The organism is Pseudoduganella sp. jia 9, assembly GCF_055502615.1.
The window spans coordinates 50,415-64,009 of record NZ_JBUPWE010000018.1 but is presented as its reverse complement, the minus strand read 5'-3'; the positions used below and the strand labels follow the sequence as shown (position 1 = coordinate 64,009).

General features: G+C 66.0%; 10 protein-coding genes. 2 read left to right on the top strand and 8 right to left on the bottom strand.

The annotated features are described in order from the left end of the window. Positions 1 to 9: 9 nt before the first annotated feature. The 7 genes from hydA to aptA form a co-directional block, all read right to left on the bottom strand. Positions 10 to 1,404 carry a dihydropyrimidinase gene (hydA, locus tag ACY34H_RS23125; protein WP_464979817.1) on the bottom strand — a complete coding sequence of 465 codons (1,395 nt, stop codon included), beginning with the start codon at positions 1,402 to 1,404 and terminating at the stop codon, positions 10 to 12. After that, entirely contained in the window at positions 1,401 to 2,915 is a 1,515-nt protein-coding gene (locus ACY34H_RS23120; RefSeq protein WP_464979816.1) for an NCS1 family nucleobase:cation symporter-1, read from the bottom strand. Before ACY34H_RS23120 ends, hydA begins: the two co-directional genes overlap by 4 nt. Before the next feature lie 78 nt (positions 2,916 to 2,993). Further along, entirely contained in the window at positions 2,994 to 4,295 is a 1,302-nt protein-coding gene (gene preA / locus ACY34H_RS23115) for an NAD-dependent dihydropyrimidine dehydrogenase subunit PreA (protein ID WP_464979815.1), read from the bottom strand. After that, on the bottom strand, positions 4,295 to 5,662 hold the full coding sequence (locus tag ACY34H_RS23110) for an NAD(P)-dependent oxidoreductase (protein ID WP_464979814.1): 1,368 nt from the start codon (positions 5,660 to 5,662) through the stop codon (positions 4,295 to 4,297). The genes preA and ACY34H_RS23110 overlap by 1 nt, the downstream gene beginning before the upstream one ends. 121 nt (positions 5,663 to 5,783) lie before the next feature. Beyond that, positions 5,784 to 7,286: a CoA-acylating methylmalonate-semialdehyde dehydrogenase gene (locus ACY34H_RS23105; protein WP_464979813.1), complete on the bottom strand. Its 1,503-nt coding sequence runs from the start codon at positions 7,284 to 7,286 to the stop codon at positions 5,784 to 5,786. A gap of 73 nt (positions 7,287 to 7,359) precedes the next feature. After that, the gene (gene ald / locus ACY34H_RS23100; protein WP_464979812.1) at positions 7,360 to 8,475 is read right to left on the bottom strand and encodes an alanine dehydrogenase; all 1,116 of its coding nucleotides are present in this window, start codon (positions 8,473 to 8,475) and stop codon (positions 7,360 to 7,362) included. A gap of 105 nt (positions 8,476 to 8,580) precedes the next feature. Then, entirely contained in the window at positions 8,581 to 9,873 is a 1,293-nt protein-coding gene (gene aptA, locus ACY34H_RS23095) for an omega-aminotransferase AptA (protein WP_464979905.1), read from the bottom strand. A gap of 217 nt (positions 9,874 to 10,090) precedes the next feature. Between aptA and ACY34H_RS23090 the strand changes: the two genes are divergently transcribed. Together ACY34H_RS23090 and ACY34H_RS23085 are read left to right on the top strand one after the other, a co-directional pair. Then, entirely contained in the window at positions 10,091 to 11,593 is a 1,503-nt protein-coding gene (locus ACY34H_RS23090; protein WP_464979811.1) for an aminotransferase-like domain-containing protein, read from the top strand. Beyond that, positions 11,590 to 12,249: a TetR family transcriptional regulator C-terminal domain-containing protein gene (locus ACY34H_RS23085; protein ID WP_464979810.1), complete on the top strand. Its 660-nt coding sequence runs from the start codon at positions 11,590 to 11,592 to the stop codon at positions 12,247 to 12,249. Before ACY34H_RS23090 ends, ACY34H_RS23085 begins: the two co-directional genes overlap by 4 nt. A gap of 39 nt (positions 12,250 to 12,288) precedes the next feature. Here ACY34H_RS23085 and ACY34H_RS23080 read toward each other — a convergent pair whose 3' ends face one another. Then, complete coding sequence (locus ACY34H_RS23080; RefSeq protein ID WP_464979809.1) at positions 12,289 to 13,461, bottom strand: choice-of-anchor A family protein; 1,173 nt, start codon at positions 13,459 to 13,461, stop codon at positions 12,289 to 12,291. Between the last annotated feature and the right edge of the window lie 134 nt (positions 13,462 to 13,595).

Genomic DNA, 13,595 nt, shown 5'->3' with positions numbered 1-13,595 from the left:
GGTGTCCTCTCAGCTTGCGGAAACAGGTTTGAATGCGGGACGGTCGACGTGCCGGCCAGCGCCTTCCACGGCCATCAGTTCGCCGCGGTGGAACACCACCTTGCCGGCGGCGACCGTGGTACTGGGGATGCCTTTCACGGTGCGGCCCTCGAACACGTTGAAGCCGCCCTTTGCGAACTGCGTCCTGGCCGAGATCGTTCGCGTGCCGGCCGGGTCCCAGACGACGACATCGGCATCGGCACCGGCCTGCACGACGCCCTTGCGTGGATAGATGTTGAAGATCTGCGCCGCGTTGGCGGACGTGACCTTGACGAACTCCGAAGGCGTCAGCAGGCCGCCGTTCACGCCCTCGTCCCAGATCACGGCCATGCGGTCCTCGACGCCGCCGCAGCCATTTGGAATCTTCGTGAAATCGTCGCGCCCGGCCGCCTTCTGTTCGGCGCAGAACGTGCAATGGTCGGTCGCCGTCGTGTGCAGATTGCCGCCGCGCAGGCCCTGCCACAGTGCGCGCTGGTGTTCCTTGCCGCGGAACGGTGGGCTCATCACGTGGCCGGCGGCGAATTCAAAGTCGGGATTCCGGTAGACGCTGTCGTCGATGATCAGGTGCCCGGCCAGCGCTTCGCCGTACACGCGCTGGCCGGCCGCGCGGGCCCGCGCGATCGCATCCAGCGATTCCTTGCACGATACGTGCACGATGTACAGCGGCGTTTCCAGCACGCCGGCAATGGCGATCGCGCGGTTGGCCGCTTCCGCTTCCACCGCCGGGGGGCGCGACAGCGGATGCGCCGCCGGTCCGGTGATGCCCCTGGCCAGCAGGTCGCGCTGCAGCTGGTACACCAGTTCGCCGTTCTCCGCATGCACGGTGGGGATCGCACCCAGCTCCAGCGAGCGGCGGAAGCTCTTCACCAGCGTTTCGTCGTCCGCCATGATGGCGTTCTTGTACGCCATGAAGTGCTTGAAGCTGTTCACGCCATGGTCGCGCACCAGCACGCCCATCTCTTCGTGCACGAGGTCGGACCACCACGTGATCGCCACGTGGAACGTGTAGTCGCCTGCGGCCTTGGCTGCCCAGCCGCGCCACTGGTGGTAGGCCTCCAGCAGCGGTTGTTGCGGATTCGGAATCACGAAATCGATGATCGTCGTCGTGCCTCCGGCCAAGCCGGCCGCCGTCCCCGTATAAAAATCGTCCGCCGTCACGGTGCCCATGAACGGCAGGTTCATGTGCGTGTGCGGGTCGATCCCGCCGGGCATCACGTACTGGCCGGAGGCGTCGATGACTTGCGCGCCCGCCGGTGCATCCAGGTTTTCGCCGACGGCGACGATCCGGCCGCCCTCGCACAGCACATCGGCGCGGAAGGCGCGGTCGGCATTGACGACGGTACCGCCTCGGATGATCAGGCTCATTTGGTGTCTCCGTTCAGGATTGGCGTGGCGGGACGGAAGGCGGCCAGCTGCATCATCGCCGCGTAGGCGGCGGCCGCGATCGCGATGCCCACGAACCAGGCATAGGTATAGATGGTCTTGAAGGTGGCGCCGACTCCGGGGAACGCATCGGGGAAGGCGGCGTTCAGGAAGCCGGGGATGTTCGGCAGCACGCCGAGGATGAAGGCGATGACGGCCGCCATGTTCCAGCCGGTGCCATACGAATAAATGCCGTTTTCCCGGTACAGTTCGGCGACATGCAGCTCGGTCTTGCGCACCAGGTAGTAGTCGACGATCAGCACGCCGGCGATGGGGCCCAGCAGCGCCGAATAGCCGATCAGCCACGTGAAGATGTAGCCCTGCGTGGTTTCCAGCAGCTTCCACGGCATCATCGCCAGCGCGATGCCGGCCGTGATGTAGCCACCGGTGCGGTACGAGATGCGCTTTGGCGCCAGCGCGGAAAAATCGTACGCCGGGCCGACCAGGTTGGCGGCCAGGTTGACGCTGACCGTATCGACCAGCAGCACGATCAGCGCGACCAGCACGGCCACGCCGGTCATCCGCGCGGCCAGGTCGACCGGATCCCACAGCGCCTTGCCGTACAAGACGACGGTGGCCGACGTGACGATCACCGCCAGCGCCGCCAGCAGGCCCATCGGCACCGGCAGGCCGATCGACTGGCCCACGATCTGGTCCTTCTGCGATTTGGCGAAGCGGGTGAAGTCGGGGATGTTCAGCGCCAGCGTCGCCCAGAAGCCCACCATCGCCGTCAGCGACGGCCAGAACGCGCTCCAGAACTGGCCTTCCTTCGGCTGGCCCGGCGCGAACTGGGAAGGCTTGTCCAGCATCGGGCCGAAGCCGCCGGCCTTGTCCCAGACCCACCACAGCAGCACGAAGCAGATCAGGATCTTCAGCGGCGCCGTGTAGGTCTCCAGCTTGCGGATCGACTCCATGCCGTGGACGATGTAATACATCTGGATTGCCCAGAACGCCAGGAAGCACAGCAGCTGCGCGCCGTTGATGCCCAGCCAGCCGATCTTCTCGCCGCCGATCGGCGCCCCCATCAGCACGCCCAGCAGCGTGTAGATCATGCTGCCGCCGAACCACGTCTGGATGCCGTACCAGCCGCAGGCCACGATGGCGCGCAGCAGGGCCGGCAGCTTGGCGCCGTCGGTGCCGAACGAAGCGCGCGCCAGCACCGCGTAGGGAATGCCGTACTTGGTGCCGGCATGGCCGATCGCCAGCATCGGCACCAGCACGATGGCGTTGGCCAGGAACACGGTCAGCACCGCCTGCCACGCCGACATGCCGCCTTCGACCAGGCTGGCGGACAGCGTGTACGCGGGAATGCACATCACCATGCCGACCCATAACGCCGCGAAGTGGTACCACAGCCAGGTGCGCTGGGCGGCGGTGGTGGGCGCGAGGTCTTCGTTCCACAGGTGGGGGTTGGCTTTAATGTCGTGGTTCACTGGCGGCTCTCCTGGGTTCATGTGCTCTTTCAGGCATGCAGTACTGTGCTCAAGTAGAAATCCTGGGTCAGTCCCCATGCGGGGACAGACCCCAATGCATCACGCGGCGGTGGGAATACTCTCCGCCCGAGGATTGCGCGGATCCTGCGTCCAGTTCATGTACGCCTTGCCGGTCTGCTGCGGCACCATCGTGATGCAGCCCTGCACCGGGCACGTGATCTCGCACAGGTTGCAGCCCACGCATTCACTGTCGATGACTTCATAGGTGCGCTTGCCGGTGGCCTCGTCGACCAGGCGGGCGACGGCCTGGTGCGACGTGTCCTCGCAGGCCACGTGGCACTTGCCGCAGCCGATGCAGTCGGCCTGGCTGATGTGCGCAATCGTCTTGAAGTTCATGTCCAGGTACTTCCAGTCGGTCGTATTCGGCACCGCCCGGCCGCGGAATTCCTCGATGGTGCGGTAGCCCTGCGTCTCCATCCAGCGCGACAGGCCATCCTTCATCTCTTCGACGATGCGGAAACCGTGCAGCATCGCCGCCGTGCATACCTGCACGCAGCCGGCCCCCAGCGCGATGAACTCGGCGGCGTCGCGCCAGTTGTTGATGCCGCCGATGCCGGAGATCGGCAGGCCGCGCGTTTCCGGGTCGCGTGCGATCTCGGCCACCATGTTCAGCGCGATCGGCTTCACGGCCGTGCCGCAGTAGCCGCCGTGCGTGCTGGCCGAGCCGACGGTGGGCAGCGCCACCATCCGCTCCAGGTCGATCGACGTGATGGAATTGATGGTGTTGATCAGCGAGACTGCATCGGCGCCGCCGTTCTTCGCGGCGCGCGCCGGGTGGCGGATGTCGGTGATGTTCGGCGTCAGCTTGACGATCACCGGCAGCCTGCTGTGCTTCTTGCACCACGCGGTGACCATGCCCACGTATTCCGGCACCTGGCCCACGGCGGCGCCCATGCCCCGTTCGGGCATGCCGTGCGGGCAGCCGAAGTTCAGTTCGATGCCGTCCGCGCCGGTCGCTTCCACCTTGGGCAGGATGTCGGCCCAATAGTGTTCCTCGCAGGGCAGCATCAGCGACACGACAATCGCCCGGTCCGGCCACGCTTCCTTGACGGCGGTGATCTCGCGCAGGTTGATGTCCAGCGAGCGGTCGGTGATCAGTTCGATGTTGTTGAAGCCGATGACTTCGCGGTTCTTGCCGTAGATGGCGGAGTAGCGCGACGACACGTTGACGGCCGGCGGGTCCTCGCCCAGCGTTTTCCATACCACGCCGCCCCACCCCGCCTCGAAGGCGCGGATCACGTTGTAGGCCTTGTCGGTGGGCGGCGCGGAGGCCAGCCAGAACGGGTTCGGCGACTTGATGCCGCAGAAGTCGACGGCGAGGTTGCTGTATTCGTGGCTCATTACGCTGCCTCCAGTTTCGATTGAAGTTCGGCATGGATCGCCATCGCGGCCAACTTGCCGTGCTGGACGGCCTGCACCGTCAGGTCCTGCCCCGGCGCCACGCAGTCGCCGCCGGCATAGATGCCCGGCAGCGCGGTGCGGAAGTGCTCGTCGACGTGGATGCGGTCGCCGTCGCGCTTGAGCAGCGTCGCGAGCGGGTCGGCCAGTGCCGCATCGTCCATCGTCTGGCCGATCGCCTTGAAGATGGCATCGGCGGCGATCTCGAACGTTTCGCCGCTGCCCACCAGCCGGCCGCCTTCGAGGCGCGTCTTCTCGAAACGCATGCCCTGCACGCGCCCGGCCCCATCGAGCAGAACCTGCTGCGGCTGGGCCCACGTGCGCATGCGCACCTGGTTGGCCTTGGCGATATCCTGTTCGTGGTGCGTGGCGCTCATTGCATCGAAGCCGCGGCGGTAGACCAGCGTCACCTCTTCCGCGCCGAGCCGCTGGATCTGCACGGCCATGTCGATCGCCGTGTTGCCGGCACCGATCACGATCGCGCGCTTCGGCACCGGCAATGCCGCAAGGTCGTCCGCCTGGCGCAGCGCGGCGATGTAGTCGACCGCGGCCAGCAGGCCCGGCGCATCCTCGCCCGTCAGGCCCAGTTGCCGGCTGGCGCCGAGGCCCAGTGCCAGGAACACGGCGTCGTAGTTCGCGTGCAGGTCTTTCAGGTGGAGGTTGTCGCCCAGCCTCTGGCCCAGGCGGATCTCGATGCCGCCGATGCCCATCAGGAAGTCCACTTCGCGCTGTGCGAAATCGTCGGTGAGTTTGTACTTCGCGATGCCGTATTCGTTCAGGCCGCCGGCCTTGTCGTGCGCCTCGAACACGACGACGTCGTTGCCCAGCATGGCCAGGCGGTGCGCGCACGACAGGCCCGCCGGGCCCGCGCCGACGACGGCGACCTTGCGGCCGGTGGACTTCGCGCGCTGGAACGGGTGTTCCTTGAAGCTCATGTTGTCGGTGGCATAGCGCTGCAGCAGCGCGATCTTCACAGGCTGGCCTTCGGCATCGTGGTTGCGCACGCAGGCGTCTTCGCACAGGATCTCGGTGGGGCACACGCGCGCGCAGCTGCCGCCGAAGATGTTCTGCTTCAGGATGCCGAGCGCGGCACCGTCGACGTTGCGGTCGTGGATATTGCGGATGAAGCTTGCCACGTCGATGTCGGACGGGCAGATGCGCGTGCATGGCGCGTCATAGCAGTACAGGCAGCGGGCCGCTTCGATGGCGGCCTGGCGGGCATTCAGTGGCGGGGCAAGGTCGGTGAAGTGGGTGGCCAGCTCGCTGTTCGAGGAGCTGGGGTGCGGGATGTAGTTGAGTGAGTCGAGCATGGTTCTGGTTCCTGGCTGAGCTGGGTGAGATCCTGACTGCACTGTGCGGGCGAAAGGCTGGGGTCCGTCCCCATGCGGGGACAGACCCCGGACCGCATCGGCCGCTGACTTTGGGGGTCGCTTACTTCATCTGTGGGAATGCAAATTCCGCGCCAGCCGTTGCCGTATTGGGCCAGCGCTGCATCACGGCCTTGTGCCGCGTATAGAACCGCACGCCTTCCGGACCGTAAGCATGGTGGTCGCCGAACATGCTGCGCTTCCAGCCGCCGAAACTGTTGAACGCCATCGGCACCGGCAGCGGCACGTTGACCCCCACCATGCCCACCTGGATCTGCCGCACGAATTCGCGCGCCACGCCGCCATCGCGCGTAAACACGGCCACGCCGTTGCCGTATTCGTTGCGGTTGATGAGTTCCACGGCGCTGCCGACGTCCGGCAGCCGCATCACGCACAGCACCGGCCCGAAGATCTCTTCCTTGTAGATCGTCATGTCCGGCGTGACGTGGTCGAACAGCGTGCCGCCGACGAAGAAACCGTTGGGCCGGTCCGCGACCTTGAAATTGCGTCCATCGACGACCAGCTTCGCGCCCTGCTCCACGCCTTCGCCGATCAGCCGTTCGATGCGCTGCTTGGCGGCGAGCGTGACGACCGGTCCCATCTCGGCGTCGTGCGCCATGCCGTCGCGTACTTTCAGTGCGGCCGTGCGCCGTTCCAGTGCACTCACCAGCGCATCGCCCGCATCACCGATCGCGACGACGACGGAGATCGCCATGCAGCGCTCGCCTGCCGAACCGTAGGCGGCGCCCATCAGCGCGTCGACCGCCATGTCCATGTCTGCATCGGGCATCACGACCATGTGGTTCTTGGCGCCGCCCAGGGCCTGCACGCGCTTGCCGTTGGCGCTGCCCTTCGCGTAGATGTATTCGGCGATCGGCGTGGAGCCGACGAAGCTCACGGCCTGCACATGCGGGTGTTCGAGCAGCGCGTCGACGACCAGCTTGTCGCCCTGCACGACGTTGAAGACGCCGTCCGGCAGGCCGGCCTTCTTCAGCAGTTCGGCATGCAGCAGCGATGGCGAAGGATCGCGCTCGGATGGCTTCAGCACGAAGGTATTGCCGCAGGCGAGCGCCACCGGAAACATCCACATCGGCACCATCACCGGGAAATTGAACGGAGTGATGCCGGTCACGACGCCGAGTGGCTGGCGCATCGACCAGGCATCGATGCCGCGCGCGATCTGGTCGGTGAATTCACCCTTCAGCAGTTGCGGAATGCCGAGCGCGAATTCGACGACCTCGATGCCGCGCGCCACCTCGCCGCGCGCATCGGCCAGCGTCTTGCCGTGTTCGCGCGTCAGCATCGCCGCGAATTCCTCGGTGTGCTGCTGGCACAGTTGCAGGTACTTCGCCAGCACGCGGGCACGCGCCAGCGGCGGCGTATCGGCCCAGGCCGGGAATGCCGCGTGGGCGGCCTGCACGGCGGCATCCACTTCGTCCGCGCTGCCCAGCGCCACACGGGCCACCGGTTCGCCGAGCGCGGGGTTGTAGACGTCGGCATAGCGGCCGCTGCGGGTATCGGCTTTCGCGCCGCCGATGTAATGGGTGATGGTATCCAGGTCGCTCATCTTGGTCTCTTTTCAGGTTATTGGATGTCGGGACTGCGCCGTATCGCGACAGCAAAGGTCACGACAGCAAGCGTCACGACAGCAGCGTGTCCGCCGGTACGTAGTCGTAGCCCAGGTCGCGGGCCACCGCTTCGTAGGTGACCTGGCCCTGGCAGACGTTCAGGCCGTTCTTCAGGTGCGGGTTTGCCAGCAGGGCTTTCTGCCAGCCCTTGTCCGCCAGGGCCAGCGCGTGCGCGATGGTGGCGTTGTTCAGCGCGAACGTGGAGGTACGCGCGACGGCGCCCGGCATGTTCGCGACACAGTAATGCACCACGCCGTCGACGATGAACGTGGGCTGTTCGTGCGTCGTCGCGCGCGAGGTCTCGAAGCAGCCGCCCTGGTCGATCGCCACGTCGACGATGACCGCGCCCTGCTTCATCTTCGCCACCATCTGCCGCGTGACGAGCTTGGGCGCGGCGGCGCCGGGCACCAGCACGCCGCCGATGACGAGGTCGGCATCCAGCACCGCTTCCTCGATGGTATGGGCATTCGAATACATCGTCTGCACACGGTTGCCGAACACCAGGTCGAGCTGGCGCAGGCGGTCCACGTTCTTGTCGAGCACCGTCACGCGCGCGCCCATGCCGACGGCGATCTGCAGCGCATTGGTGCCGACCACGCCGGCGCCGATGATGGCCACGTGGCCGGGCGCCACGCCGGGCACGCCGCCCAGCAGCAGGCCCATGCCGCCTTTTGATTTTTCCAGGTGCGCGGCACCGGCCTGCACGGCCATGCGCCCCGCCACCTCGCTCATCGGCGCCAGCAGCGGCAGGCCGCCGTTCGGGCCGGTAATGGTTTCATAGGCGATGCATACGGCCTTCGATGCGACCAGCGCCTTCGTCTGCGCGGGATCGGGCGCCAGGTGCAGGTAGGTGTACAGGATCTGGCCTTCGCGCAGCATCGCGCATTCCTGCGGCTGCGGTTCCTTGACCTTGACGATCATGTCGGCGCGCTCGAAGATTTCCCGCGCGCTGTCGACGATCGTGGCGCCGGAGGCTTCATACATCGCGTCCGCCAGCCCGATCGCGGCGCCGGCATGGCGTTCGACAAGCACGGGGTGGCCGCGCAGCGTCAGTTCCTTCACGCTGGCCGGGGTGAGGCCGACGCGCGATTCCTGGTTCTTGATTTCCTTGGGTACGCCTACGAGCATGGTATGTCTCCTTCTAGGCTTTTCTGGGGTGTTGATGAGGGCTTTGCCTGCCGGCCGCCATCGCTTGTGGCGACGGTCCGCATGCAGGCTGCCCGAGCGACGGTATCAGTCCAGCTCTTTCAGGATCTTCGCCAGCTTGCCGAACAACTCGTCGATATGCGCCTTCTCGAACACCAGCGGCGGTGACAGCGCGATGATGTCGCCGGTGACGCGGATGAGGACTCCGTCGGCGAACGCTTTCTTGAAGGCGGTGAACGCGCGCACGCCCGGCTTGCCGGGAATCGGCGCCAGCTCGATGCCGGCGATCAGGCCGATGCAGCGCAGGTCGATCACATGCGGCAGGCCCTTCAGCGAATACACGGCGTCGGCCCAGTATTCCTGCAGCCCGGCCGCATGGTCGAGGATCTTCTGTTCCTCGAACACTTCGAGCGTGGCGAGCGACGCGGCGCAGGCCAGCGGGTGGCCGGAGTAGGTGTAGCCGTGGAACAGTTCTATGCCGGCCGGCGCATCCATGAAGGCGTCGTGGACGAAGCCTTTCGTGAACACGGCGCCCATCGGCACGGTGCCGTTGGTGAGGCCTTTCGCGGTGGTCATCATGTCCGGCTCGACATCGAAGTAGTCGGCCGCGAACGGCGTCGTCATGCGGCCGAAGCCGGTGATCACCTCGTCGAAGATCAGCAGGATGCCGTGCTTCGTGCACAGTTCGCGCAGGCGCTTCAGGTAACCCTTCGGCGGGATCAGCACGCCGGTGGAACCGGCCACCGGCTCGACGATCACGGCGGCGATGGTCGATGCGTCGTGCAGCGCGACGATGCGTTCCAGTTCGTCCGCCAGGTGGGCGCCGTATTCCGGCTCGCCGCGCGTGAAGGCATTTTTTTCCAGGCTGTGCGTGTGCGGCAGGTGGTCGACGCCCGGCAGCAGGGTGCCGTACTGCTTGCGGTTGCCGGCGATGCCTCCGACCGAGATGCCGCCGAAGCCCACGCCGTGATAGCCGCGCTCGCGGCCGATCAGCCGGGTACGTGCCGGCTCGCCGCGCGCCTTGTGGTACGCCAGCGCCATCTTCAGGGCCGTGTCCACAGCCTCCGATCCCGAGTTGGTGTAGAACACGTGGCCGAATTTGTGATTCGTATAGGCCATCAGCTTTTCCGCCAGCGCGAACGCGGTCGGGTGGCCCATCTGGAAGGTGGGCGCGAAGTCCAGCGTGCCCACCATCTCGCGCACCGCCGCCACGATCTTCGGCTGCGCATGCCCGCACGGCACGCACCACAGGCCGGCCGTACCGTCGAGCACCTGGTTGCCGTCGATGTCGGTGTAATGCACGCCGGCGGCGGAGACCAGCAGCCGGGGGCTGGCCTTGAAGTCGCGGTTATTGGTGAACGGCATCCAGAACGCGCCCATCGAATCGGGATACGGCGTGGCGGACGATGCGGGATGTTGTGCGGACAGGTTTTCAGGTCGGTTCATGCGATCTCCCATGGGCCGGTTGGCCCGCAAAATTATTTACCAGTTGGCAAAATGATGATGCAATAATAGACACGCCGATGACTATGTCACATATACACAATCGGCAACGCGTTCCAACCGTACTGGTCTTAAAAACACTACAGTTCAAGCAATGGCATCCAGACGAATGACCGCGCCGGAAGCGTCGGCGCCGACCGCGTGGCCGGCGATCGCCATCGAGCGGGCCAGCAAGGGGAGCCTGGTCGACAAGATCGTTGCCGTGCTGGCGGCGATGATCTCGGACAGGGAGTTGCGCATCGGCGCGAAGATGCCCTCGGTGCGGCAATTCGCGAAGTGTAATGGCGTGAGTACCTTCACAGTCGTCGAGGCCTACGACCGGCTGGTCAACCTGGGCCTGCTGCTGTCGCGGCGCGGTTCCGGCTATTACGTGGCGCGCCACGACATCGCTTCGCAGTTGCCGCCAGCGATCGTGGCCGGCCCGGTCACGGTCGATGCGCTGACGTCCGACCTGTATTCCGGCGTGTCCGATGCGCTGCCCGTGGGCGCCGGCTGGCTGCCTCCAGAGTGGTACGGCGAAGACACCATCCTCGATGCGGTGCGCCATGCGATGCGCATCCCCGCCAACCGCCTGCGCGGCTACGGCCACCCGCTGGGCTTTCCGGCGCTGCGCCAGCACGTGGCGGCCGTGCTGGCCGACGAGCTGTTCCCCGCCGAGGCGGACCAGGTGCTGCTGACGCACGGCGCCACCCACGCGTTCGACCTGATCCTGCGCACGCTGACACGACCGGGCGACACCGTGTTCGTCGAAGACCCCGGCTACAGCAACCTGCTGTCGCTGATCCGCCACCACGGCTGCAATGCGGTCGGCATACCGCGCGGCGAACATGGGCTGGACCTGGACACGCTGGCCACGCAGGCGCGCCAGGGGCAGCCAAAGCTCATGTTCGTCAATACGGTGCTGCAGAATCCGCTCGGCACCTCGCTGTCGCAGGCGCAGGCGCACCGGCTGCTGGCGATGGCCGAACAGTTCGATTTCTGGCTGGTGGAAGACGACATCTACCGCGACCTGGCCGGCAAGGGCGAAGCGTCGCTGGCGGCGATGGACGGCCTGCGGCGCGTGATCCGCGTCGGCAGCTTTTCCAAGACGCTGTCGCCGGTGCTGCGGGTGGGCTCGATCTGCGCATCCGGCTCGCTGGTGCCGGAACTGGTGCGGGTGAAGATGCTGACCGGCCTGACGACTTCCGAAGTCAACGAACGCGCCGTATACCACGCGGTCACCGGACGCGCCTACCGGCGGATGGTGGACCGGCTGGTGGCCCAGCTGGACGCCGGCCGCGAGCGCACCATCGAAGCACTGGCCGACGTGGGCATGGAGCCGCTGGCCCGGCCGCGCGGCGGCATGTTCGTTGCCGCCGGCTGGAACGTGCCGCCGGCGCCGGACTGCAACGCCCGCAGCATCGCCGATGCCGCGCTGCGCGCCGGCATCCTGCTGTCGCCGGACGAGTTCTTCCTGCTGCGGCCCAGCACCACGATCTGGTTCCGCTTCAACGTGGCGTATGCGCACGACCCGGTGCTGCGCGCCTTCCTGCAAGCGGCGTTCGAAAAGCTTCCATCGCAGCAGGCCGCATCGCAGCCATCACGGAGACCATCATGAACGGCAAGAACGAAGCCCGTGCTGCCGCCTCGCGCCGCATGCAGAACCGCGACCGGCTGGAAGCGGACATTGCCGCGGTCGCGGTGCGCGTGTTCGCCGAATGCGGCTATGAAGGAACGTCGGTGGCGACGATCGCGGAAGGCGCCGGGCTGTCGAAGCAGAACCTGATGTACTACTTCCCCACCAAGCAGGAGCTGTACCGCCGCGTGCTGGACGATGTGCTGGACGACTGGCTGGAGCGCATGTCCAGCCTGGCGCAGGCTGCCGACGGCGGCGCCCCGGCCGACCTGCTGCGGGCCTATGTGCAGGCCAAGCTGCGCTTCTCGCGGGAGCAGCCCTACGCGTCGCGCGTGTATGCGATGGAAGTGATCGGCGGCGCCAGGTTGTATGGAGAGCAGATCAGGGAACGCGTGGTACCGGTGCTCAGGCGCGACATCGAAGTATTCGAACGGTGGATCGCCGCCGGGCGCATCGCGCCCGTCAACGCCACGCACCTGCTGTTCGCGATATGGGCGATGACGCAGTCCTACGCGGATTTCTCCGCGCAGATGGCGCTGGTGCTGGGCCGGAAACAGTTGCAGGGCAAGGATTACGAGGAGGCCGAGGAGACGATCGTGCGCCTCGTTATCGCGGCCATCCAGCCGCGGGACGGCTGAACGGCGCTACCCCGGTCGCGATGGGCCGGGGTTCCAGGCTCAAGCCTGGGTGAAGCGGTCGTCGCGGCGGCGCAGGCGGCCGATGCCGAGCACGCCCAGGCCAGCCATGACCATCATGATCGTGCTGGGCTCAGGTACCGGCGACAGGGTATCGACGTTGCCGGTGAACGGCTGCACGTGCACCTGGGCGCGCAGGTCCAGCGCGTTGGCGAACAGGCCGCCTTCGATATCGGCGGTATTCGTCACCAGGGCGTCGGTGGCCAGCACGGCGCCGCCGAACTGCGAGCTGATCGTCAGGCTGGTGGCATCGTAGAAGTTCCAGATCACCTGGCTGCCGACGTTCCGGGCGCTGCCGCCGAGGAAGTTGGCATGGATCGATGCGGTCTTGATGTCCGTATTCATGATGACGGTGGTGGCACCGTTCAGCTTGAAGTCGAACTCGTTTGCCGCGAACAGGGTCTCATCGATGCCGGTCAGGTCGAACACGGCCACGCCGCTGGTATCGGCGACCGCCGAGAAGGTGGCCTTCGAGCCGCTGAAGTCGACCGTGCTGCCGGTCGACTTCAGCTGCGACAGCGAATTCGACAGGTTGCCCAGCACCGATTTGAAATCGGTCGACGTGGCGGCCGCGCTGGCGGTGGTGAAGTCGGCCGTCGGGTTGTTGAAGGAGCCGCCATTGACATTCGTGTTGAACACCGCGCCAGCAATCGTCGCGCCGCCGTTGATGGAGGAATTCGATGCGCTGCCGCCGATGATCGCGCCGCCGTTGAACGTGGAATTGGACACGCTGCCGCCGACCTTCGAAGCGCGGTTCAGCGTGGAATTGGCGACAGCGCCGCCCACCACATTGGTGCCCTCGTTGACATTCACGCCACTGATCGAGCCCGCGCTGACCAGGCCGCCACGATTGACCGTCACCCGATTCGTGTTGCCCCACGCATCGGTGGCGCTGTTGACGCTGCCCGCCGTCAGGCCCGCGTAGTTCGACGCCGGAGCCTTCTCCAGCTGGTTGCCGTATTCACCGCCGGTGACGCTGCCCTCGGCCCAGGTGCGGCCGTGCACGTGGCCAGCCGAGGTGGCCGTGATATTCGTCAGCGATACGGCATTCATCTGGTTCAGCACCTGCGTGGCCGTCAGCGGCGTGGTAGCGGGCGCAGCCTGCGCGGCGAACGTGACGGACAGCAGAGCGGCGATGGTACTGGTGCGTAGCATGATTACCCTTCGTGATTGTTTTGCAATATTTATTACATATAGGATATCACAAATAACCATTTGCATTGCGCGGGTACAAGCAAAATACTGATTTCTGGTCGTTCTTATTGCGCATTGCTGTTGCTTTTGCCGCC

Coding starts and splice junctions, on each gene's coding strand:
- hydA (WP_464979817.1), bottom strand. CDS start 1,404: ATGAGCCTGATCATCCGAGGCGGTACCGTCGTCAATGCCGACCGCGCC.
- ACY34H_RS23120 (WP_464979816.1), bottom strand. CDS start 2,915: ATGAACCCAGGAGAGCCGCCAGTGAACCACGACATTAAAGCCAACCCC.
- preA (WP_464979815.1), bottom strand. CDS start 4,295: ATGAGCCACGAATACAGCAACCTCGCCGTCGACTTCTGCGGCATCAAG.
- ACY34H_RS23110 (WP_464979814.1), bottom strand. CDS start 5,662: ATGCTCGACTCACTCAACTACATCCCGCACCCCAGCTCCTCGAACAGC.
- ACY34H_RS23105 (WP_464979813.1), bottom strand. CDS start 7,286: ATGAGCGACCTGGATACCATCACCCATTACATCGGCGGCGCGAAAGCC.
- ald (WP_464979812.1), bottom strand. CDS start 8,475: ATGCTCGTAGGCGTACCCAAGGAAATCAAGAACCAGGAATCGCGCGTC.
- aptA (WP_464979905.1), bottom strand. CDS start 9,873: ATGGGCGCGTTCTGGATGCCGTTCACCAATAACCGCGACTTCAAGGCC.
- ACY34H_RS23090 (WP_464979811.1), top strand. CDS start 10,091: ATGGCATCCAGACGAATGACCGCGCCGGAAGCGTCGGCGCCGACCGCG.
- ACY34H_RS23085 (WP_464979810.1), top strand. CDS start 11,590: ATGAACGGCAAGAACGAAGCCCGTGCTGCCGCCTCGCGCCGCATGCAG.
- ACY34H_RS23080 (WP_464979809.1), bottom strand. CDS start 13,461: ATGCTACGCACCAGTACCATCGCCGCTCTGCTGTCCGTCACGTTCGCC.